Raw genomic sequence first — 21,366 nt, 5'->3', positions numbered from 1 at the left:
GTCATCCTCCGGATTTTCTGCGTTAAACCCCAAATCCATCACGGAAACCGTGGACATCGGCTGATGTTTTCGTGCAAAGCCCTATCAGGACAGCTTTACAGAGGGATGATGACCGCCATGCCAGTGGTTTACAAGATCGTGCCGGACACGCTCTGGCAGCAAGCCAGACAAAGCGGCGTTTTTCATGGCGCGGCGATCGATCTGACCGACGGCTACATTCATCTCTCCACCGCGAAGCAGGCAAAGAAAACCGCCGAGCTCTATTTTACCGGGCAGACCGGGCTACTGTTGGTCGCGGTCGATGGCGACGTCCTCGGCGACAAATTGGTCTTTGAACCCTCCCGCGGCGGCGATCTCTTCCCGCATCTTTATGCGCCGCTGCCGCTTTCGGCCGTGCTCTGGGAAAAGCCGCTGCCGATTGGCGATGACGGCGCCCATATCTTTCCGGAGATGGCGGAATGATTGGCGCCTTTCGCGATCTCGGCCGGCGCGGCCTTTTCCTGTTCGATCCGGAAACGGCACATGGCATGTCGATTGCGGCGCTGAAATCCGGCCTCATTCCGGCTTGCCGCACACACAACGATCCCCGCCTGCGCCAGACTGTGGCAGGGCTCGACTTTGCTAACCCTATAGGCATGGCGGCCGGCTACGACAAGAATGCCGAAGTGCCGGAGGCGCTGCTGAAGCTTGGTTTCGGCTTCACCGAGATCGGCACGGTCACGCCGAAGGCACAGCCAGGCAATCCGCGTCCGCGCATCTTCCGCCTAGTCGACGACGAAGGCGTCATCAACCGCCTCGGCTTCAACAATGAGGGCCATGAGGCAGCGTTTCAGCGCCTCAAAACCATCCGTGGCAATGGTATCATCGGTGTCAATATCGGCGCCAACAAGGATAGCGCCGACCGCATCGCCGATTATGTCGCCGGCATCCGCCGCTTCTATTCCGTCGCCCGCTATTTCACCGCCAATATCTCCTCTCCGAACACGCCGGGCCTGCGCGATCTGCAGGCCCGCGAAAGCTTGTCGGCCCTGCTGTCGGCCGTGCTTTCTGCCCGCGACGAGGAGGCGGCAAAGGCCGGCAAGCGCATTCCCGTCTTTCTCAAGATTGCGCCCGATCTAACGGAGGAGGGCATGGACGATATCGCCGCGGAAGCACTGTCGCATGCGCTCGATGGCCTGATCGTCTCCAACACTACGCTCGCGCGCGATGGCCTGAGGGATCAGCGGCAGGCCAAAGAGGCCGGCGGCCTGTCGGGCAAGCCGGTCTTCGAAAAATCGACCGTGGTGCTTGCCAAGATGCGTCGCCGCGTGGGTGCCGCTTTGCCGATCATCGGCGTCGGTGGCGTATCCTCAGCGGAGACGGCGCTCGAGAAGATCAAGGCCGGCGCTGATCTCGTGCAGCTCTATTCCTGCATGGTCTATGAAGGGCCGGGCTTGCCGTCACAGATCGTTGCCGGCCTGTCGAAACTGCTCGACCGGGAGCGCGCTGGTTCGATCCGCGACCTGCGCGACATCAGGCTGGACTACTGGGCGAACCGGAACGTCTGATCCGCCCGCTTCTTCAGGCCCATGGCCAGGAAGATGCCACGAAACAGCAGGAAGGCGTTCATGGCCATCCATAGGCCGTGATTGCCGAGCGTTGGCACGAAGATGGCCAGCGCGATGAGATAACCGCCGAAGGAGAGCAGCATCTTGTTGCGCATCTCGCGCGACCATGTGGCGCCGATGAAGACTCCATCCATCAGAAAGGCGAGTGCGCCGGTCAGGCCGGTGATCGCTGCCCAGGGCAGATAGGTCTCCGCAGCGAGGCGCACCTCTTCGGAAGTTGTCAGCAGGCGGATCAGCGCCGGCCCGACCGTGAAGAAGAAAATGGCGGCGGCAAGCGCCAGCCCAAAGGACCAGAGCCCGGTCAGCTTCAATCCGCGCTCGAAGGCCGGCCGATAATTGGCGCCGATCGAGCGGCCGGTGATCTGCTCCGCCGCGTTCGCGAGCCCGTCGAGATAATAGCCTGACAGCAGAAAGAAGTTCATCAGCACGGCATTGGCGGCAAGCATGACGGCGCCGAAGCTGTTGCCGATGCGTGTCATCAGTGTGAAGGCGGCAATCAGCACGAAGGTCCGGATCAGGATATCGCGGTTGAGCGCGAAGAGCTGCATGAGCTTGACGCGCGAGAGCAGCTCCGCGCGCGCCGGCCGTTCCTCACCGGCAAAGCTGCGCAGCACGATGAAAAGCCCCAGCAGCATGCCGCTCGCTTCGCCGATCAGGGTACCCCAGGCAACGCCGGCGACGCCCCAGCCTAGATAGAGCCCGAGCAGGATGGCGAGCATGATGTTGACGCCATTGATGACGGTCTGCAGTAAGAGCCCGATACGGCCTTGGCCGCGGCCGAGCACGAAGCCGAGCAGCGCGTAATTGGCAAGCGCTGCCGGTCCCGACAGCATGCGGATGGAGAAATAGGTGCGCGTCGCATCCGCGATGCCGCCTTGCGGCCCCATGAGCTTGAGGCCGAGCCAAAGGAGAAGAGGCGACAAGAGCACGATCAGGATGCCTGATGTGAGCGCCGATATCAGTGCTCGCCAAAAGACGGCCTGCTGTTCGTGCCGGTCGTGCCGGCCATAGGCTTGCGCGGTGAGCCCTGTCGTCGAAGCACGCAGGAAGTTGAAGCTTGAGAAAAGCAGATCGAACAACACGGCGCCGATCGCAAGGCCGGCGAGCGCGTCGGGCTGGCCCATATGGCCGACGACGGCCGTATCGACAAGGCCGAGCAGCGGTGTCGTCATGAAGCCGAGCGTCATCGGAAGCGCGATCGACAGCACGAGCCGATGCGTCACGTCGAAGGGCAGAACCCGCCGGCTCCCTTGCTGGACATCCATTTGACGTTACGCCTCCTCAGTTCGAGGACAGCACCATGGACCAATAAGGCCTGTCGCCGGAAGAGGGTGCATAGGCGAGAGCGACGCCAAGCCCATCATATTTGCCGAGCATGTTGTGCAAATGCTTCGGCGAATTGATCCAGGCCGTCACTGCTGCATTCACGTCGCGCTGCCCCTCGGCAATGTTCTCGGCTGCCGGCAGCTTGACGCCGCTTGCCTTGACCCGCTTGCCGAAATCGTCGCCGAGGCCGATCAGGTGCTCCATCTTGCCGGCATTCGCCATGCGCCGGGCCTGATAGACGGCGGCGGTGCTGGCGGCCGTGTCGATCTTCAATGGCGGCAAGCCGTTCTTGGCGCGCAGTGCATTGACAAGCGGCAGGGCGGAGGCGGTCTGGTCGCTGGAAGGGATATTGGAAATCCGGGCGGGCGGCGTGGCGCAGCTCGCAACGGATGCGGTAAGCGCAAGAGCAGCGAGGCGCAACGCATCGCGGCGCGTTAAGGTCAGTGTCTGGGAGGTCATGTCAGCTGCGGTAATTGAACAAACGAAGTATGATGAAGATCGGAATGACGATGGATGCGCCGAGCAGCACATAATCGCCGAATTCGCCCAGCGCGGCAAAGCCGCTGTGCCAGAGATCGAGCAGGAAGCGCCGGACGCCATAGAGGAAATCGAGTGGCCGCCAGCCGAAGAACTTCATCACGAAGCCGACGACGAGCGACACGATGACGAGCTTCACCAGCGTTCGGCCTGGCGAGTCGCCAAGGAATCTGTTCACCTGATCGGACATACTGACGTCTCCATATGGCAGTCGGTCGGTGTTGAGATAGGGCCGGCGCCCGCGACTCGCAAGCATTTTTGGTCGGCGCGCGCCTCAAACCAGCGTCTGCCTGAAATAGGACTTGAGTTTTTTTATGGCCGCATTCAAAGGCAAGCGTCAAACAGGATGAAACCCATGCTGCCGAGCCAGCTTTCCTCCGGCGATGTCATTGCCGACCGCCGCGCCGACTATGCTAAGATGCTTGCAGAAAGCGGCGAGCCCGCTAGTGCTGCCGAGCTGATGGAGCAGGCGCTGGAGCTGGCGCCACGCTGGGCGGCGGGCTGGTTCACGCTCGCAACCTTTCGCGAGAAGGCCGGCGATGCGTCAGGCGCGATAGCAGCGTTGAACGAGGTGCTGACGCTCGATGCGGGCGATGTCTTCGGCGCGCGCCTGAAGCTTGCCGTTCTCGGCGGTGCCGATGTGCCGGACCGGCCGCCGAGCCTCTATGTCGAGCAATTGTTCGATGACTATGCCGACCGCTTCGAAACCTCGCTGGTCGAGAAGCTGGGCTATAGTGTGCCTGGCAAGCTGGCGGCGCTGATCGCTGAAACGACCGACATCCCCGAACATTTCCGCCTTGCCGTCGATCTCGGCTGCGGCACGGGCCTGCTCGGGCCGGAAATCCGCGCCCGTGTCGATCGGCTGGAAGGTTACGACCTGTCGAAGGGCATGCTCGCCAAGGCGGCCGAGAAGAATGTCTACGATCATCTCGGCCAGGCCGACCTCTCGCTGGAGCCGGATCTGTCAGGCATTTTCGATGTCGGGCTTGAGGCTGGCCGCGCGGATCTGATCACCGCGGCCGACGTGCTGATGTATCTCGGCGATCTGCAAGGTGTGATGGCGATCGTCCGCAAGCTTTCGGTCGGTACAGCGATCTTCGCCTTTTCCGTCGAGGACGCGCAGCAACCGGATGGTTATGTGCTGCGCGATTCCCTGCGGTTTGCCCATTCCGAAGCCTATGTCAGGCAGATTTTGACCGGTCACGGCTTTGCCGTGCTGGATCTCACCCGCAGCGTCATTCGCATGGATGGCGGAAAACCGGTCCATGGCATTCTGTTCATTACCCGGAAATCGGCTTGATAATTTCGAATCTTGCGAATTTGAAATAGGTCAGTATTGCTTACGTATTTTCGCTTGATTATCGCCTGAGTTTTCAGCAAAAAGCCTGGAAACCCAGGGGAAAGCACATGGCAAACGCAAAGAGCGCATTTGGTGTCTGGAAGACCTCCGCGACCCGGCATTCGTGGATTGAGGATGTTCAGGGCATCGTCTCCGGCAGCCTGATTTCGTCGCTCGGGCTATTCTGCCTTTCGAGTGCCGGCCTTCTGACCGGCAGTACCGCCGGCATCGCTTTCCTGCTGCATTACGCGATCGGCGTGAATTTCGGCCTGGCTTTCTTTGTGGTCAATCTGCCGTTCTTCTATCTCTCGCTGAAACAGCTCGGCCCGGTCTTCACCATCAAGACCTTCATCGCCATTGCGCTGACCTCGCTGCTGACCAATCTGCAGCCGCTCCTCTTCGATGTCGCGCATATCAACGCCCTCTGGTCGGCGGTGCTCGGCGGCATTCTGCTCGGCTTCGGGCTGCTCGCACTCTATCGCCACCGGGCAAGCCTCGGCGGCGTAGGCATTCTGGGGATTTACCTGCAGGAGCGTTTTGGCATCAGGGCGGGCTTGGTGCAGCTGGCAATCGACCTATGCGTGCTCGCCGTCGCTTTTGCGGTGACCACGCCTGCCGTGGTCATCTGCTCGGTGATCGGCGCAATCGCGCTCAATCTCTTCGTCGCGATCAACCATCGCTCGGATCGCTATATAGCGCTGTAAAGCTGAAGCCTACTGCTTGCGGGTCTCGTCGGATTCGACGATCGCGGCTTCATGATACCAGCTATCGAATGCGGCCGTCGCAATGGACGGCCCGATATCCGGGGTGAGGTTCACCTTCGGACGCTGGCTGAGCGCCGTGGGACGAGCCGTAACGGGAAACTGATAGATCTTTGCGGTTTCGTGCCGAGTACCGATTGCCATTCTTTGTCTCTCCCTTTTTGGTGTTCAAGCGGGTGCGCTTCAAGAGACAGCTCATATATAGCAAAGCCGAAGACGAATATCACCATTCCGCTTAAAAAAAATGCTAAATGATGAAATTATAGGCAATTCGACGGTAGTGCAGCGGATGCCGCTTCTTTGATCTGTCGATTTTCCAATCCATTATAGGGCGGGCTGAGCCTGCGACACTTTGGCAGCTCGATTGGAACCATGGCGGCGATTTGAAAAGAATCTGATGCTTGGCACCGGGAAATCTTGCCGGAACGCGTCTGAATCATAAAAATCTCGCCTGACGGGTCAGATGTCGATGCGATCTGGCACGGCACATGCATCTCTCCTGGCAGCCGTTCGTAGTGAGGAATTTTCCGGCGGGCGCGCCGGCCAAGTTTTTCCTACTTCGCCTGATTAACTGTTATGAGGTGCGTAATGACGAAATATAAGCTCGAGTACATCTGGCTCGACGGGTACACCCCGGTGCCGAACCTGCGCGGTAAAACGCAGATCAAGGAATTCGACGCATTTCCGACGCTCGAGCAGCTTCCGCTTTGGGGCTTCGATGGTTCGTCGACGATGCAGGCCGAAGGCCGCAGCTCCGATTGCGTGCTGAAGCCCGTCGCCATCTATCCGGACCCCGCCCGTACCAACGGCGCTCTCGTCATGTGCGAAGTCATGATGCCTGATGGCGTTACCCCGCACGAGTCCAACAGCCGCGCGACCATCCTCGACGATGAAGACGCATGGTTCGGCTTCGAGCAGGAATACTTCTTCTACAAGGACGGCCGTCCGCTCGGCTTCCCGGAATCCGGCTACCCGGCTCCGCAGGGTCCGTACTACACCGGCGTCGGCTACAAGAACGTAGGCGATGTCGCTCGCGAAATCGTTGAAGAGCACCTCGACCTTTGCCTCGAAGCAGGCATCAACCACGAAGGCATTAATGCCGAAGTGGCCAAGGGTCAGTGGGAATTCCAGATTTTCGGCAAGGGTTCCAAGAAGGCCGCCGACCAGATCTGGATGGCACGCTACCTGCTGCTGCGTCTTTGCGAAAAATACGGCATCGACATCGAGTTCCATTGCAAGCCGCTCGGCGATACCGACTGGAACGGCTCGGGCATGCACTGCAACTTCTCGACCAAGTTCATGCGCGAAGTTGGCGGCAAGGCCTATTTCGAAGCGCTCATGGCTCAGTTCGACAAGAACCTCGAAGCCCACATCGCTGTCTACGGCCCGGACAACCACATGCGCCTGACCGGCAAGCATGAAACGGCTCCGTGGAACAAGTTCTCCTACGGCGTTGCCGACCGCGGCGCTTCGATTCGCGTTCCGCACTCGTTCATCAAGAACGATTACAAGGGCTACCTCGAAGATCGTCGCCCGAACTCGCAAGGCGACCCCTACCAGATCGCTTCCCAGGTCCTGAAGACTATCTCGGAAGTTCCGACGGCTGGCTTCGGCTCGGTTGCTGCCTGATAGCTTTCATGCTTGGCCTGCCGAGCACGAGAGAGGAATAAATGACGCGGGGCTTTGGCACCGCGTTTTTCGTTTTGAGGTTATCAAGTAGCCGCTGTCGCCCAGACTTTCTTAGGCCCCCGCTGCTAACCCCACAGTCCGTCATCCTCGGGCTTGACCCGAGGATCCACGCCCAAGCTACCGACCATATGAGAGGGTTTTGGTGTGCATCGCATCAAGGGATGCACTCTCGCCAACGCTCGCTTGCGGCATTCCCGCTGAGCCGCCCCCCTGCGCTTGGATCCTCGGGTCAAGCCCGAGGATAACGCCGCTCAAGGGAGGGCTCTGGCCATAACATGCTCAGAGAAGCCAGGCTCACGCAGCTTTATTCGCCGCATCTACCGGGTGCTGCGAGCGGAAGCCGACGGCGAGGCGGTTCCAGATGTTGATCGTGCCGATCGCGACGGTGATCTTGACGATCTCCTCTTCGCTGAAATGCTGCTTCAACGGCTCGTAGTCGGAATCCGGAATGCCGGTCTGGGCGATCTTGGTGACGGAATCCACCCAGCGGAGCAAAGCACGCTCGCGGTCGTCATAAACAGGCGATTCCCACCAGACGCACATCAGGTTGATCCACTGCTCGCTCAAGCCATCATGGCGGGCTTCCTTCGAGTGCATGTCGACGCAATAGGCGCAGCCATTGATCTGCGAGGCGCGGAGCTTGATTAGGTGAATGAAACGGCGCTCGAGGCCGCTGTTCTGAACGAAGTTCTCCAGCGCGACGACAGCCTTGTAGGAGTCGGGGGAGGCTTTGGCGAAGTTGAAACGCGGATGCATGGGTCTTCTCCTTGGGTTTTAAATTGAGGTTCAGTTTCTGGTCTTGCGTTCATGCAGCTCGAGAAAGGCGCAGCCTCTCGCGGCGATCCTGCCATCTGTGTCCGTCTGCCTGAGATCGGTCAGGACGTCGGCGATCGTTGTCTTTGCCAATTCAGCCCGATAGACGCGCTCGGCCGCCAGCATGGCGGCATTGATGCCGCAGGGCTTGGCGAAGTAGCGCCCTTCCAGCGGGTACGGACCGCGCTGGCGGATTTCCGCACAGCGGAAGGCGGGTGCGGGGCCTTCAGCCGCCAGCACGATATCGAGAAGTGTGATCTGCTCCGGCTTGCGCGCCAACCGATAGCCACCCTTCGGTCCCGGCACGGTATCGAGAATGCCGGCACCCGAAAGCGCCTGCAGATGCTTCAGAAGGTAGCTGACCGAAACGCCGTGAAATTCGGCAAGGGCAGCCGCCGAGAGCACGCCGCCATCGGACAGGCCAGCCAGCATGCCAACGCAATGGATGGATTGTTCAACACCGTCTCCGAGCTTCATTTTCGTGCCTCTCAAATCATGGATAATTTTTATCTATGATTATGATGGGAGTCAAGTAGGGAATGCGAACGTCCCCACGCGCGCCGTCATCCTCGGGCTTGACCCGAGGAACCATGCCCAAGCCTCGCAGCCCCGCGCGATGGCAGACAAGGGCGTATCCATCCTTGCGCCATCAAGCGATTTAGATACCAATCGGAAGCGCCTGTGCTTGGATCCTCGGGTCAAGCCCGAGGATGACGGTGCGTGTGGAGACCATGGACACATGGCGGTCTTGGCGCAGAAGAGGAGTGGCCGGATCGTCCTTGCTCTTCTCCAGCTCCCCGCTTCCTATCCTCCACATTTCAACTACATTCAGCCCGTGGACCAGATCGACGCCGACCGCCTCCTTGCCCTGCCTGCCCCCTTCATCCGCTGGTTTGCGGAAAAGGGCTGGCAGCCGCGCGCCCATCAGTTGGAACTGCTGGCCCGCGCTGAGGCCGGCGAAAGCACGCTGCTGATCGCCCCCACCGGCGCCGGCAAGACGCTCGCCGGCTTCCTGCCGTCGCTCACCGATATCACCCGGCGCGGCAGAATCCCGCCCGGCTCGGCCTTCACCGGCATCCACACGCTCTACATCTCGCCATTGAAGGCGCTTGCCGTCGATATCGAGCGCAACCTGATGAAGCCCGTTTCGGAAATGGGCCTGCCTGTCACGGTCGAGAACCGCACGGGTGATACGCCTGCTGGCAAGCGCCAGCGGCAGAAGCTCAATCCACCGGATATCCTGTTGACGACGCCCGAGCAGGTGGCGCTGCTGCTCGCCAATCGCGAAGCCGAGCGCTTCTTCAAAGATCTAAAATACATCGTCTTCGACGAGCTGCATTCGCTCGTCACATCCAAGCGCGGTCATATGCTGTCGCTCGGCCTTGCCCGCATCCGCAAACTGGCGCCGCGCGTGCAGACCATCGGCCTTTCGGCCACCGTCGCTGACCCGATGGACCTGCAGAAATGGCTGGTAGCGCAAGAGCCGGGGCAAGAGCACCACGCCGGCCTCGTCATTGTCGAGGGCGGCGCCAAGCCCGATATCTCGATTCTGTCCACGGAAGAACGCATCCCCTGGTCCGGCCATTCCGCCAAATATGCGATCCCCGATATCTATCGCGAGCTGAAGGCGCACCGCACGACGCTGCTCTTCGTCAACACGCGCTCGCAGGCGGAAATGCTGTTTCAAGAGCTATGGTCGGCCAATGACGATAACTTGCCGATCGCGCTGCATCACGGCTCGCTCGATGTCGGCCAGCGCCGTAAGGTGGAAGCGGCCATGGCGGAAAACCGCCTGCGCGCCGTCGTCGCCACGTCGACACTGGATCTCGGTATCGACTGGGGCGATGTCGATCTCGTCATCCATGTTGGCGCGCCCAAGGGCGCCAGCCGCCTTGCCCAGCGTATCGGCCGTGCCAATCACCGCATGGACGAGCCGTCGAAGGCGATCTTGGTGCCGGCTAACCGCTTCGAGGTCATGGAATGTCAGGGAGCACTTGATGCCAACTATATGGGCGCCCAGGACACGCCGCCCATCGGCGCAGGAGCGCTCGACGTTCTCGCCCAGCATGTGCTCGGCATGGCCTGCGCCGAACCCTTCGATATGCTCGAGCTTTACGACGAGGTGCAGAGCGCGGCGCCCTATGCCGAGCTTTCCTGGGAGACCTTCGAGCGCATCGTCGATTTCGTCGCCACCGGCGGCTATGCGCTCCGGACCTATGAGCGCTATGCCCGCATTCGCAAGACGTCGGATGGGCGCTGGCGCGTCTCCAATCCGCAGGTCGCCCAGCAATATCGCCTGAACCTCGGCACGATCGTCGAAGAGGCGATGCTGAATATCCGCTTGGTGAAACGCAACGCGCTGGGCTCGCTTGGAAGAGGTGGCGCGCCGTTAGGCAAGGTCGAGGAATATTTCGTCGAGCAGCTCTCGCCCGGCGACACTTTCCTCTTTTCCGGCAAGGTTCTGCGCTTCGAGGGCATCCGCGAAAGCGAATGCCTCGCGTCGCAGGCCTTCTCGCTGGATCCGAAAATTCCCTCCTATGCCGGCGGCAAGTTTCCGCTTTCCACATACCTCGCCGATCAGGTGCGGGCGATGATTGCCGATCCAGACCGGCGCCACCGTCTGCCGGATCAGGTGCGCGACTGGCTGGAAATTCAGAACGAGAAATCGCTGCTGCCGAAGCGCGACGAGTTTCTGATCGAGACCTTCCCGCGCGGCAGCCGCGCCTACTTGGTCGCCTATCCTTTCGAGGGAAGGCTGGCGCACCAGACGCTCGGCATGCTGCTGACCCGAAGGCTGGAGCGCGTCGGCGCCAAGCCCATGGGCTTCGTCGCAACCGATTATTCTCTCGGCATCTGGGGGCTGGAGGATATGGGGCTGATGATCGCCAATGGGCGCCTCAGCCTCTCCGATCTCTTCGACGAGGATATGCTCGGCGACGATCTCGAGGCGTGGCTCGATGAATCCTTTCTTTTGAAGCGCACCTTCCGCAATTGCGCCGTGATTGCCGGCTTGATCGAGCGCCGGCATCCGGGCAAGGAAAAGACCGGCCGGCAAGTGACCGTCTCGGCCGATCTGATCTATGATGTGCTGCGCAGCCATGAGCCTGATCATATCCTGCTGCAGGCGACGAGGCAGGATGCTGCGACCGGGCTTTTGGATATTGGCCGTCTTGCGGATATGCTGAAGCGAATCAAGGGCCACATCACCCATCGCGCGCTGGATCATATTTCCCCGCTCGCCGTGCCGGTGATGCTGGAGATCGGCAAGGTGCCGGTGCCGGGCGAGGCTCACGATTCTTTGCTTGCGGAAGCGGCTGACGACCTGATCCGCGAGGCAATGGAATAGGGATGCTGTAAAGCAGACGACGAAGGTAGATTGTTACGGTGATGAACCGCCTGGCGCTAGCGCGAGATATGAACGGTCAGGGTAACGGCGCAACCAGTGCGGCGGGCGTTGAAGCCGTCATTCATGGTGTCGCTGCCGTCTGCGATCCCCTGGGTGCGCTCTATCTGCCGGAAGCCGGCATTCTCGTCGTCTCCGATCTGCATCTGGAAAAGGGTGCGGCCTTTGCCCGCCGCGGCATGATGCTGCCGCCCTACGATACGCTGGCGACCCTGACAGTCCTCTCCGCCGTCATCGCACGCTACGATCCGAAACTCGTGGTGTCGCTTGGTGATAATTTCCACGATCGGGTCGGTTCACAGCATCTGCCGGAAGCGTTTCGCAGCCTGATCGTCAATATGGCGCGCGGCCGCGAATGGATCTGGATCAACGGCAATCATGATCCGGATGGCACCGTCGATTTGCCCGGCCATTCCGTCGACGAGATGCATTATGGCGGGCTCACCTTCCGCCATGAGCCAAAGGCCGGGTTGCAGGCCGGCGAGATCGCCGGCCATCTGCATCCCTCGGCCACCGTTCGGCGTCGGGAGAAATCGGTGCGCCGCCCGTGCTTTGCCACGGATGGCGCCCGTCTGCTGATGCCGGCCTTCGGCGTGATGACAGGTGGCCTCGATCTTCGCCACAAGGCGATGGCAGGCCTCTTCGAGCGGGAGAGCCTGATTGCGCACCTGCTCGGCCGCGACCGCATTTACTCCGTGCGGTTCGGCAATCTCTCGGCCTAGGCCGCGTTCGCCGGTTCATAACGCAGGATGACAGCCCCGGTTTTGAGGGGCGTGGAGCCGATGAGCTTCATCGGGCGTTGGTCGGCCGCCGGTTTAAAATGCGGATTGCCAGCACCGAGGACGACCGGAACGAGGCAGATCCTCAGCTCGTCCACCAGCCCCGCCTTGAGCAATGCATCGGTCACTTCGGCACTGCCGAAAACAAACATGGTCTTGCCCGCTTCTTCCTTCAGCTTCTTCACCTCGGCGACGATGTCACTAACGACGCGGGTATTGTGCCAGTCTGCTTTATCGAGCGTTCGCGAAGCGGCAATCTTGGCGATGCCGTTCATGTAGGCGGCGATGTCGGGCGCTTGCGTCGCGGTCGGCCAATAGGCGGCCATGCCTTCATAGGTCTTGCGGCCGAAGATCAGCAGATCGCCTTCCTTGCCGAGCTCGGTCGCATAGTGTTCCAGCTCATCGCCCCAGGCGAGCATGTGAAAATCGAGGTCCCAGGGCTTGGCTCCCTCGAAATAACCGTCGAGCGTCATGAGATTCCAGATAACGAGCTTCCTCATCACTTCTCCTCCATTGTGATAACTGGATCATAATCAAAACTGGTTGTTAAAAGAAATCAGTTGCAAACTAAATACCCTGATAGCAAAATGCAAGCAGTTTTTGGAGGTCCTTATGGACGCGCTGCTTCGTTCCGGCTGCCCGATCAATTTGACACTCGAAATCCTCGGCGATCGCTGGAGCCTGATCGTCATCAGGGATATCATGTTCGGCAATCGCCGGCATTTTCGCGAGCTGCTGCAGAAGTCGCAGGAGGGGATTGCCTCCAATATCCTCGCGGACCGGCTGAAGCGGCTGGTGGAGCGTGGCCTGCTGACCCGCGAGAACGATCCCACTCACAAGCAGAAGGCCGTCTACAGCCTGACGGAAATGTCGATCGACCTCGTGCCCCTCTTTGCCCATATGGGCGCCTGGGGCCGCAAGCATCTTCCGGTGTCCGAAGAGCTGTCGATCCGGGCCGAGCTTCTGGAAGATGGCGGCCAGGAGCTCTGGGATGATTTTATGGACGAGCTGCGTGCCAAGCATCTCGGCAAGGTACTGCCCCCGGGCACGCCCTCGGTACTCGACCGGTTGACCGAAGCCTATATCGAGGTCGCCAGTCGTCGGAAAGGCGGCTGATCAGTTCTTCCGGAAGATGAAGCTTGCGCTCCAGCCGGTGACGAGGGCCAGCAGCACCGAAAAAATGCCATAGGTGATCGGCCGTTGATGCGCGGCATCCGTGATCGTCTGCTCTATCCCCGTCTTGATGACGCGCAGCGGCAGCGATTTCTCGGTAAAGAACTTGCCGCTCTTGAAGAGGTAGGCGCGCACCATATGCACCCCGTTCGGCACATCGGCGGGTACCCTGAGCGTTGCCTTGAAGAGCGAGGAGCTGACGAAGCGAACGCCGGCGGGATCGCTTTCATAGAGCCCACCTGTCTTTTGTAGGCGCCGGAAGGCATTGCGGAATTCCGGAACATCGCCGACGTTGCCGACGAAGCCGACCGGCGTCAGTGGAATGTGATCGACGCCGATGCCGCGGTCGCTGAGTTCGAGCGGCGTGGTGATATTGTCGACCGCGCGCGTGCTGGATAGCGAATAGGCTTCCGGCACATGCTCGAATGTCATCGAGCGAGTGTTGACCCATATGCCGAAGACGCGCTCTTTCCTGCGAACCGTTGCATTCTCGCGCGGCCCCTCCAGTACGACGACGATATCGTATTGGCCGATGGCCAGCAGCAGCTGGTCGGTGTTGGAAAGCGCGCCGAAAATCGTCAGATCGGCGCCGGTGAAGTCCGAGGTAATGGCAATCTCGCTCGTCGACGTGCCGATCTCCATCGTCTCCCGCGCCGTAGTCGAGGTCGTCGGCTGATCGAGCAGCACCTGCGCCCGCGTGGAGAACGGAGCGAGCAGCAATGCGGCAGCAAGGAGCAGTCCGAATCCTCTCATCGGCTCACTCCTTCCATGACGACGGAGTAAACGTCCGCCGGCGTCACCACGAGAGTAACGACGAGGCGAAGACCGACGGCCAGGACGAGGAGGCCGAGGAGCGCGCGCAATTGCTCGCCGCGCAGCTTCTGGCCCACGCGAACGCCGTATTGCGCACCGATGACGCCCGCCACCATCAGCAGGAAAGCCAGGATGATATCGACGGAATAGTTGGTGGCGGCCTGGACGATTGTCGTGAAGGCCGTCACGAAAATGACCTGGAACAGCGAGGTGCCGACAACGACGTTGGTGGGTACGCGCAGCAGATAGATCATGGCCGGCACGAGGATGAAGCCGCCGCCGATACCCATCGGCGTCAGCATGCCGACGAAGAAGCCGAGGCCGATCACCGGAAGGGCGCTGAGATAGAGCTTGGATTTCTTGAACCGAAGTTTCAACGGCAGCCGCTGCACCCAGTTGTGATGGCGCGGCTTGCCGGTTGCCGGCGGCAGTTTGCCGGCCCCACGGCGCATGGCCCGCACACTTTCCCACAGCATCAGCGAGCCTACCGTACCGAGGAGAATCACGTAAATCAGCGAGATGATCAGGTCGATCTGGCCGAGCCTTCGCAACAGCACGAATAGCCAGAGGCCGAACGTTGCCCCTGCCAAGCCGCCGGCCAGCAGGATCGAGCCCAGTTTCAGGTCGAGTGAGCCGCGGCGAAAATGGCTGAGTGCGCCCGAGACGGAGGAGGCGACGACCTGATTGGAGCCGGTGGCAACTGCGACAACAGGCGGGATATTGTAGAAAATCAGAAGAGGCGTGATGAGGAAACCGCCGCCGACGCCGAACATGCCGGAGAGAAATCCTACGGCTGCTCCCATGCCGAGAATAATCAAAATATTCACCGACAATTCTGCAATCGGCAGATAGATCGTCACGCCTTGTTCCCATTTGCAGGCTTTTCGGCGCGGTGACCGAAGCCCATTTCCCCTTAAATGGCGGATTCTAATCTGAAATCATTGCCAGAGCCTTAGGAAAGGCGCCGCCGCCACAGTTTTCGAATTGCCGGATTTCACCCTAACCCGGCTTTTTCCACTTTTCTGTGACGCTGTATAGCGGAATGGTGGGCGTCAGCAGGGACGCGGCAACGTTGAGCTACCTAAACAAAATGCCGGCGTGCTGACGCCGGCATGTCTGTTGATCGCTTTCGCACGAAATCCTGGAGCTACTTGTTGCGGGCGAGCAGCTCCTTGACCACCTGATCGGTGACCCGTCCATCCGCCGGCAGGCCGACGGATTTCTGGAAGCTCTTCAGGGCGGCCACTGTCTTGTCGCCCATGGCGCCGTCGGGCGTACCGGCATCGAAGCCATTCTTGTTGAGGATGGCCTGAATATTGCGGATCGCCTTCTTCATATCGATCGAGGCTGTATTCACGCCCTTGCCGGTAGTCCATTCGTCAGGAATGTCAGTGCCGTTCGCCTTCGGGTTGCCCGGCTGCACTTTCCAGAGGTCGACCTTGGCGCGCGCACTTTCGAGATCGGCCGGTTTCATGGCGTTGGCGACTTCATCGCGCTTCTGAGCAGCGTCCTTGTCGCCGCTCTTTGCAGCAATCGCGAACCATTTGTAGGATTCCTGCAGGTCCTGTTTCACGCCGTTGCCGCGTGCATAGAGGATAGCGAGGTTGAACTGGCTGTCGGAGACGCCGAGATCGGCGGCGCGGATAAACCAGTTCGCCGCGCTATCATAATCCTGCGGTCCTACTGTGCCCGAGGCGTAGAGAACCGCGAGATTGTGCATGGCGCTGGCATTGCCCTGATTGGCGGCCTGCTCATAATATTGCTTGGCTTTGACAAGATCTCGATCGACGCCGTTGCCCTTCTCATACATGCTGGCGAGGCGATACTGGGCCGGGGCATAACCTTTATCGGCCGAAAGCTGATACCAGTTCGCGGCCTGCTTCATATCGGCAGCAACGCCGCGGCCATCCGTATAGCGTGCGCCGATTTCGAAGAGTGCGACCGGATCGGCCGATTTGGCGGCAGCGACGAGCGATGGCGGCTGTATGCCGTCAGGCACGGCGATATCAGGCGCTGCCGGCGTGGCGGCGGGAGTTGCCGCGGCCGTATTCTCAGTCTGAACGAAAGCGGTGGCCTGCTGCGCAGGTGCGCTGCCGGCAGGCGCCAACTCTTCGCTTGCCGTCTGGTTGCCGTCGAGCGGGGTCGCTGCCGTCAGGTGGTCATTGGCTGGCGCTGCGACGGGATCGCTGGCCATGGGGGCGCGCTGGACTTCCGCCGTCTGCGTCGTGGAAACCGAAGGTACGGCGGCCTGATTTGCAGCAGGCTGCTGATTGCTGGCGGCCGGGTTCGCATTGGCGGCGACGATATTGGTCGCGGCGCTGTCCGCAGGCGCGACCATCGTCGATGCTTGGGCCGGTGCTGGCGCTTTCTGGCCGCGCGTCAGCGTGTTCGCCAGCGGATAGGCCATGATGGCGAGCATGACGGCGCCCAACGCCAGGAGGATCGGCCGGCGGAAGCGCGAGAAGGCGCCGCCCTTCCTGGCATCCTTGGTGGAAGCAGGAGCCGAGCGCTGCGTCTGATCGACTTCCATGGCGGCAGCCTGTGCGGCGCGCCGGGCGGCTGCGATGTAATCCGCCCGTTCGTTTTCGGTCGGCTGGCGCGTGTTTCCGCTGCGCGACGTGGTCTGGCTGGCGCGCACGCGCTCAAGGATCTTCTTGATATCAGGCGCGCCGGAACCCGGCTCCAGTAGTTCGTTGGCCTCTTCGCCGGGCATTACGTCGGCGGGATCGATCGATGGCGCCTGTTCGATGACCGGACGGTCCGGCGGAAAGATCGGCTCGGCCTTTTCCGGCGTAAAGAAACGCTTGCCGAGGCTCGCAAACAGGCTGGACTTGCCGCTCTTCTTCACTGCCGCCTTGATTTCGGCCTTCGTATTGGCGTCGATCGCCTGTGCGACGGCAACTTCGGCCGAGACAGAGGCTTCGGCGGGCGCAACCGTGCGGATGATCGGACCTGTCTTCTGCTGCGCGGCCATGGGCGGCTTCAGGCCTGGGGCATCCTCTTCGGCAAAGACGTCGCTTTCGAATGTCGCGGCCGGCATGGCGGGCGCCGGCCGGCGCTGTTCCATATGGTCGAGGCGGTCGGCGATCTGCAGCAGCGTGTCGTGCAGGGCTTCGAAGGTGCGGTGCGTGCGCTCGTCGCTGGCGCGGCTGAGATCCTCGAGATGACGAAGGTCTTCGGCAAGGGCCGTCAATGCCGCCATGTCGGCTGCTTGCGCACCATGACCCATGCCGCCCTCGCGCGAATAGGCTTCGACGACGGTTTCCGCCGCATGGCGGGCTGCTTCGATGATATATTCGTCGTTGGTCGCCATATAGTCTTCGATCGCGCTCATCCGGCGGTCGAAATCCGGGGGCAGATGGTCGGCGGCGGCTCGCGGCTCGGCGGTCAGCAGTGTCGAGAGATGGGCGATCTGCTCTTCGAGATTGCGCAGTGCCTGCGTATCCGTGGCGGGTGCAGCCGTGCTGGCTTCGAGCCGGGCCGCGATGTCGGAGAGGCGGCCTTCCAGCCGGCGCGCCATGCCGTCGTCCATGCTTGCGGCCGTAGCCGGCGGATGAAAATCGATCTCGTCGATGCGGCGGGCGAGATAATCCAGCCGGTCGGCCAGTACGTTGCCGACGGACCCATGTTCCAGCGCATCGATCTTGTGGGAGATGTCGGCGAGATAGGTGACGAGCTCCGGCTGCGGTGCGGCCTTCTGCGAACGCTCCATCAGATGCGAGAGCTGGTCGAGGCGCTCTTCGAGGCGGGCGACGGCCTTGGCGCTGCCGAGCTCGTCGATGCGCATGGCGAGCGCTTCGAGACGACCGGAAAGATCGTCGGCAGGCTGACGCCGGCCTGCAGCATCGCGGCTCATCAGGTCGATCTGGTCGGCAAGGCCGCTAAGGCGGCCTTCCAGCCGCTGCATGGCCTGGTCCTGCGGCTGCATCATCGAGCCGAGGCTTTCCATCGCGGTTGCGATCGTGAGCAGCTTGTTTTCCAGCGCATGCACGGCCGGGCTGTCGTTCATGCCGCCGAGATGCTGTTTGATGTCATCGAGGCGATAGGCAAGCGAGACGAGCTCGTCCTGCAGGCCCGACGTGTCGATGGCTTTCACCTGGCGCTCGACGTGATGCAGGGATTCCTCGCGGGCAAGGCCGTCCATCAGTGAGCGCAGCTCGTCGAATTCGGCTTTCAGTCCGGCGGTTTCCGGCTGACCGGCGAGCTGGTTGATACTGTCGGCAAGCCTGGCCATGTCCTGGCGGACATCGGCGACGAAATGCTTGTCTTCGGCGTTCTCGCGGATATCGCGGATTTCGGCGCGCAGAGCGGAGACTTCGCGGGTCACGCTCTCGGCGATGTCGCGCTTCAGATCCTGGCGAAGGTTGACGAGCGCCTGGGCGATGTCGACTGGAGCTTCGGCGGCAGCGGCCCTCATCGGCTGGCGCTGCGGATAGCTGTCGAGCGGACGCCGGGCCGGCTGCGGTTCTGCGTGCGCGATTTCCTCACGCCGCGGTTGCAGTCGTTCGCGGTTTGCTTCCAGCGTGCGCTGACGCTGGCGGATTTCGGCGAGCGGATCGGAGCGAAGATCGCTTTCGTGACGTTCGCTGCGCAGCGGGCGCTCGTAAGCGCGGCTGGCATACTGCTCGCGCTCGGGGCGGGACGGCATCCGCTCCGGTGCGGCTCGTTCGGGGGCAGGCGCATAGCCGGCAGCGACACGCTGGCGCGTATCGCGCGCCGCGGCGGTTCCCATCAGCCCTTCGATACGCGCCTCCAGCCCCTCGATCGTGCGGCTCAGAGCATCCAGCGACGTCCAGTCGCCCGTACCGGTAGGATTTGATCGCGATCCGCTCATATCTTTGCTCGCCTTGAACTATGGACCACCCCGGGCCGTCATGCTGATGGAAGAAGACGTTGCTATATCGCCGCGCTGTCTGCATCCGTCGTTCGGAAAGGGATAAATGTATTGGCTTTCCTCAAACAGAGCGGCAAAGACAGCGCGATTTCCAAGCATAAGTTGAAGAAACCCGAAGCACTGCTGCTCAACTCGTACAATTTACGAAACGTGGTAAACAACTCGTTAAGTTTGCCGGAAGTCTTAACCTTTTATTTTGGTTCTGCTGTCCCGCGGCCTGATATTCTTGCACGCAGGCAGTACCCGGTCGCTGAGGTGGAGGGGGGCGTATCGGCAATAGGCGGGATGGTCTCCCTCACGGGCTTCACCAAAATTTCAACGTGAGGCGCGAATTTGACGTTTACGCAAACGTCAATATTTTGTAAAGGTATGACAGTGGCCGGAATCTCAAGGTCCGGCGGCGAATTGGAGGAATTCGAGAAATGCCAGTCTACAAGGCCCCGGTGAACGATACGCTCTTCGTCCTGAACGATGTGCTCGGGCTGGAGCGCTACAACAATCTTCCCGGTTATGCCGATGCCACCCCTGACATGATCGAGGCGATCGTCGGCGAAGCGGCCAAGCTGTCGGAAGAGGTGCTTTTCCCGCTCAACTATTCCGGCGATCAGGAAGGCTGCGTACGCCATGACGATGGCACGGTCTCGACGCCGAAGGGCTTCAAGGAAGCCTATCGCGCCTATCGCGAAGGGGGATGGCTGGGTCTCGCCGTGCCGCAGGAATTCGGCGGGCAGGGGCTTCCATACGTGCTGCACTGCGCCGTCGGCGAATATACCTCGGCCGCCAACATGTCGCTGATGATGTATCCGGGCCTGACGCAGGGCGCGATCGCCGCGATCCTCGTCCATGGCTCTGATGCGCAGAAGCAGACTTACTTGCCGAAATTGGTCGAGGGCAGCTGGTCCGGCACCATGAACCTCACCGAGCCGCATTGCGGCACCGATCTCGGCCTCTTGCGCACCAAGGCGGTGCCCCAGCCGGATGGCAGCTACAGGATATCAGGCCAGAAGATCTTCATCTCGGCAGGCGAGCACGACATGACGGACAATATCGTCCATCTCGTTCTTGCCCGTATCGAAGGCGCGCCTGAGGGCACCAAGGGCATTTCGCTGTTCATCGTGCCGAAATTCCTCGTCAAGGAAGACGGTTCGCTCGGCGCGCGCAACCCGGTTTCCTGTGGCGCGATCGAACACAAGATGGGCATCCACGGCAACGCCACCTGCGTCATGAATTATGATGAAGCCACAGGCTTCCTGATCGGCGCCGAGAACAAGGGCCTCAATGCCATGTTCGTCATGATGAACGAGGCGCGCCTCGGCGTCGGCCTGCAGGGTCTCTCCATCGCCGAGATCGCCTATCAGAATGCCGCCAACTATGCCCGCGAGCGCATCCAGGGCCGTTCGCTCTCCGGCCCGAAGGCACCGGACAAGAAGGCTGACCCGATCATCGTCCATCCGGATATCCGCCGCTCGCTGATGACCATCCGCGCCTTCAACGAGGCCGGCCGTGCCTTCCTGCTCTGGACGGCGCTGAAATCCGATATCGCCCATCGCTCTCCGGATGAGAAGGACCGTCAGGCAGCTGACGATATCCTTGGCCTCGCGACGCCGATCCTCAAGGGCGTCCTGACCGACAAGGGCTTCGAGCATGCCGTCATGGCGCAGCAGGTCTTCGGCGGCCATGGCTACATCGAAGAGCACGGTATGAGCCAGTATGTCCGCGACGCTCGCATCACCATGATCTATGAGGGCGCCAACGGCATTCAGGCGCTCGATCTCGTCGGCCGCAAGCTGGCGCTGAACGGCGGCCGCGCCGTTATGGCGCTGTTCAAGGAAATCGGCGATTTTTGCGAGGAAAACCGCAACGACGAGCAGATGGCTTTCTTCACCAAGCATCTGAAGAAGGGCTTGAACGACGTGCAGGCGGCGACCATGTGGTTCATGCAGAACGCCATGGCCAAGCCCGACAATGCCGGCGCCGGCTCGACCGACTACATGCACCTCTTCGGCCTCGTCGTCCTGGGCTATATGTGGGTGAAGATGGCCAAGGCGGCGCAGGCAGGTCTTGCGGCTGGCGACACGGCGCGTGAGGATTATCTGAAGAACAAGCTTGTCACGGCGCGGTTCTATATGGAGCGCATCATGCCGGAAACGGCGCTGCGCAAGGCCCGCATCGAAACCGGCGCCGATACGATGATGGAACTGGCGGCGGAAGCCTTTTGACGGACTGAGATGA

20 protein-coding genes are annotated in these 21,366 nt (G+C 61.1%); 10 read left to right on the top strand and 10 right to left on the bottom strand.

Features of this window, described 5'->3' with window-relative positions; translation table 11 throughout:
• The first annotated feature begins 105 nt into the window (after positions 1-105).
• Positions 106-462 (top strand): DUF952 domain-containing protein, encoded by a 357-nt coding sequence (locus tag PH562_RS20530; RefSeq protein WP_113229370.1) that lies wholly within the window; start codon positions 106-108, stop codon positions 460-462.
• Complete coding sequence (locus PH562_RS20525; protein ID WP_285175399.1) at positions 459-1,547, top strand: quinone-dependent dihydroorotate dehydrogenase; 1,089 nt, start codon at positions 459-461, stop codon at positions 1,545-1,547. Before PH562_RS20530 ends, PH562_RS20525 begins: the two co-directional genes overlap by 4 nt.
• Here the strand turns inward: PH562_RS20525 and PH562_RS20520 are convergent.
• From PH562_RS20520 to PH562_RS20510, 3 genes are read right to left on the bottom strand one after another with little or no spacing between them, the layout of a single operon-like run.
• On the bottom strand, positions 1,523-2,872 hold the full coding sequence (locus PH562_RS20520) for an MATE family efflux transporter (protein ID WP_285175398.1): 1,350 nt from the start codon (positions 2,870-2,872) through the stop codon (positions 1,523-1,525). The genes PH562_RS20525 and PH562_RS20520 overlap by 25 nt on opposite strands.
• A gap of 16 nt (positions 2,873-2,888) precedes the next feature.
• On the bottom strand, positions 2,889-3,392 hold the full coding sequence (locus PH562_RS20515) for a CAP domain-containing protein (RefSeq protein WP_113229367.1): 504 nt from the start codon (positions 3,390-3,392) through the stop codon (positions 2,889-2,891).
• A gap of 1 nt (position 3,393) precedes the next feature.
• Positions 3,394-3,660: a DUF6460 domain-containing protein gene (locus PH562_RS20510; protein WP_047628163.1), complete on the bottom strand. Its 267-nt coding sequence runs from the start codon at positions 3,658-3,660 to the stop codon at positions 3,394-3,396.
• Between the two features lie 165 nt (positions 3,661-3,825).
• On the opposite strand from PH562_RS20510, the gene PH562_RS20505 reads away from it, so the two are divergent.
• On the top strand, positions 3,826-4,770 hold the full coding sequence (locus tag PH562_RS20505) for a class I SAM-dependent DNA methyltransferase (protein WP_285175397.1): 945 nt from the start codon (positions 3,826-3,828) through the stop codon (positions 4,768-4,770).
• Between the two features lie 107 nt (positions 4,771-4,877).
• Positions 4,878-5,513: a YitT family protein gene (locus PH562_RS20500; RefSeq protein ID WP_285175395.1), complete on the top strand. Its 636-nt coding sequence runs from the start codon at positions 4,878-4,880 to the stop codon at positions 5,511-5,513.
• A gap of 9 nt (positions 5,514-5,522) precedes the next feature.
• On the opposite strand, the gene PH562_RS20495 is transcribed toward PH562_RS20500, so the two are convergent.
• Entirely contained in the window at positions 5,523-5,714 is a 192-nt protein-coding gene (locus PH562_RS20495; protein WP_015338743.1) for a DUF2735 domain-containing protein, read from the bottom strand.
• A gap of 444 nt (positions 5,715-6,158) precedes the next feature.
• Here PH562_RS20495 and PH562_RS20490 point away from each other — a divergent pair, with 444 nt between their 5' ends.
• Positions 6,159-7,199 (top strand): glutamine synthetase beta-grasp domain-containing protein, encoded by a 1,041-nt coding sequence (locus PH562_RS20490; RefSeq protein ID WP_095433900.1) that lies wholly within the window; start codon positions 6,159-6,161, stop codon positions 7,197-7,199.
• A gap of 354 nt (positions 7,200-7,553) precedes the next feature.
• Here PH562_RS20490 and PH562_RS20485 read toward each other — a convergent pair whose 3' ends face one another.
• On the bottom strand, positions 7,554-8,015 hold the full coding sequence (locus PH562_RS20485; RefSeq protein ID WP_285175393.1) for a carboxymuconolactone decarboxylase family protein: 462 nt from the start codon (positions 8,013-8,015) through the stop codon (positions 7,554-7,556).
• Between the two features lie 30 nt (positions 8,016-8,045).
• Entirely contained in the window at positions 8,046-8,549 is a 504-nt protein-coding gene (locus PH562_RS20480; RefSeq protein ID WP_285175391.1) for an RrF2 family transcriptional regulator, read from the bottom strand.
• A gap of 358 nt (positions 8,550-8,907) precedes the next feature.
• Between PH562_RS20480 and PH562_RS20475 the strand changes: the two genes are divergently transcribed.
• Both PH562_RS20475 and pdeM read left to right on the top strand, forming a co-directional pair.
• The gene (locus tag PH562_RS20475) at positions 8,908-11,418 is read left to right on the top strand and encodes a ligase-associated DNA damage response DEXH box helicase (protein ID WP_285175451.1); all 2,511 of its coding nucleotides are present in this window, start codon (positions 8,908-8,910) and stop codon (positions 11,416-11,418) included.
• 41 nt (positions 11,419-11,459) lie between these two features.
• Entirely contained in the window at positions 11,460-12,197 is a 738-nt protein-coding gene (gene pdeM, locus PH562_RS20470; RefSeq protein ID WP_285175450.1) for a ligase-associated DNA damage response endonuclease PdeM, read from the top strand.
• On the opposite strand, the gene PH562_RS20465 is transcribed toward pdeM, so the two are convergent.
• The gene (locus PH562_RS20465; RefSeq protein ID WP_285175389.1) at positions 12,194-12,754 is read right to left on the bottom strand and encodes a dihydrofolate reductase family protein; all 561 of its coding nucleotides are present in this window, start codon (positions 12,752-12,754) and stop codon (positions 12,194-12,196) included. The genes pdeM and PH562_RS20465 overlap by 4 nt on opposite strands.
• A gap of 112 nt (positions 12,755-12,866) precedes the next feature.
• Between PH562_RS20465 and PH562_RS20460 the strand changes: the two genes are divergently transcribed.
• Entirely contained in the window at positions 12,867-13,370 is a 504-nt protein-coding gene (locus PH562_RS20460) for a winged helix-turn-helix transcriptional regulator (RefSeq protein WP_167078285.1), read from the top strand.
• Here the strand turns inward: PH562_RS20460 and PH562_RS20455 are convergent, their stop codons facing one another.
• The 3 genes from PH562_RS20455 to PH562_RS20445 all read right to left on the bottom strand — a co-directional run bounded on the left by PH562_RS20455 (position 13,371) and on the right by PH562_RS20445 (position 19,074).
• The gene (locus PH562_RS20455) at positions 13,371-14,180 is read right to left on the bottom strand and encodes a TIGR02186 family protein (protein ID WP_285175386.1); all 810 of its coding nucleotides are present in this window, start codon (positions 14,178-14,180) and stop codon (positions 13,371-13,373) included.
• The gene (locus PH562_RS20450; protein ID WP_285175384.1) at positions 14,177-15,100 is read right to left on the bottom strand and encodes a sulfite exporter TauE/SafE family protein; all 924 of its coding nucleotides are present in this window, start codon (positions 15,098-15,100) and stop codon (positions 14,177-14,179) included. The genes PH562_RS20455 and PH562_RS20450 overlap by 4 nt, the downstream gene beginning before the upstream one ends.
• Before the next feature lie 287 nt (positions 15,101-15,387).
• Entirely contained in the window at positions 15,388-19,074 is a 3,687-nt protein-coding gene (locus PH562_RS20445; protein WP_285175381.1) for a peptidoglycan-binding protein, read from the bottom strand.
• Between the two features lie 111 nt (positions 19,075-19,185).
• On the opposite strand from PH562_RS20445, the gene PH562_RS20440 reads away from it, so the two are divergent.
• Entirely contained in the window at positions 19,186-19,458 is a 273-nt protein-coding gene (locus PH562_RS20440) for a hypothetical protein (protein ID WP_285175379.1), read from the top strand.
• 98 nt (positions 19,459-19,556) lie between these two features.
• Positions 19,557-21,353: an acyl-CoA dehydrogenase C-terminal domain-containing protein gene (locus tag PH562_RS20435; RefSeq protein ID WP_285175377.1), complete on the top strand. Its 1,797-nt coding sequence runs from the start codon at positions 19,557-19,559 to the stop codon at positions 21,351-21,353.
• Positions 21,354-21,366 lie beyond the last annotated feature (13 nt).

It is taken from the genome of Rhizobium centroccidentale (genome assembly GCF_030182565.1).
Classification (GTDB): domain Bacteria; phylum Pseudomonadota; class Alphaproteobacteria; order Rhizobiales; family Rhizobiaceae; genus Rhizobium.
Note: the sequence above shows the minus strand (reverse complement) of the source record. Positions and strands in the feature narration are given on the sequence as shown.

Coding starts and splice junctions, on each gene's coding strand:
- PH562_RS20510 (WP_047628163.1), bottom strand. CDS start 3,660: ATGTCCGATCAGGTGAACAGATTCCTTGGCGACTCGCCAGGCCGAACG.
- pdeM (WP_285175450.1), top strand. CDS start 11,460: ATGAACCGCCTGGCGCTAGCGCGAGATATGAACGGTCAGGGTAACGGC.
- PH562_RS20435 (WP_285175377.1), top strand. CDS start 19,557: ATGCCAGTCTACAAGGCCCCGGTGAACGATACGCTCTTCGTCCTGAAC.
- PH562_RS20490 (WP_095433900.1), top strand. CDS start 6,159: ATGACGAAATATAAGCTCGAGTACATCTGGCTCGACGGGTACACCCCG.
- PH562_RS20520 (WP_285175398.1), bottom strand. CDS start 2,872: ATGGATGTCCAGCAAGGGAGCCGGCGGGTTCTGCCCTTCGACGTGACG.
- PH562_RS20480 (WP_285175391.1), bottom strand. CDS start 8,549: ATGAAGCTCGGAGACGGTGTTGAACAATCCATCCATTGCGTTGGCATG.
- PH562_RS20525 (WP_285175399.1), top strand. CDS start 459: ATGATTGGCGCCTTTCGCGATCTCGGCCGGCGCGGCCTTTTCCTGTTC.
- PH562_RS20515 (WP_113229367.1), bottom strand. CDS start 3,392: ATGACCTCCCAGACACTGACCTTAACGCGCCGCGATGCGTTGCGCCTC.
- PH562_RS20505 (WP_285175397.1), top strand. CDS start 3,826: ATGCTGCCGAGCCAGCTTTCCTCCGGCGATGTCATTGCCGACCGCCGC.
- PH562_RS20485 (WP_285175393.1), bottom strand. CDS start 8,015: ATGCATCCGCGTTTCAACTTCGCCAAAGCCTCCCCCGACTCCTACAAG.
- PH562_RS20495 (WP_015338743.1), bottom strand. CDS start 5,714: ATGGCAATCGGTACTCGGCACGAAACCGCAAAGATCTATCAGTTTCCC.
- PH562_RS20460 (WP_167078285.1), top strand. CDS start 12,867: ATGGACGCGCTGCTTCGTTCCGGCTGCCCGATCAATTTGACACTCGAA.
- PH562_RS20500 (WP_285175395.1), top strand. CDS start 4,878: ATGGCAAACGCAAAGAGCGCATTTGGTGTCTGGAAGACCTCCGCGACC.
- PH562_RS20455 (WP_285175386.1), bottom strand. CDS start 14,180: ATGAGAGGATTCGGACTGCTCCTTGCTGCCGCATTGCTGCTCGCTCCG.
- PH562_RS20445 (WP_285175381.1), bottom strand. CDS start 19,074: ATGAGCGGATCGCGATCAAATCCTACCGGTACGGGCGACTGGACGTCG.
- PH562_RS20530 (WP_113229370.1), top strand. CDS start 106: ATGATGACCGCCATGCCAGTGGTTTACAAGATCGTGCCGGACACGCTC.
- PH562_RS20465 (WP_285175389.1), bottom strand. CDS start 12,754: ATGAGGAAGCTCGTTATCTGGAATCTCATGACGCTCGACGGTTATTTC.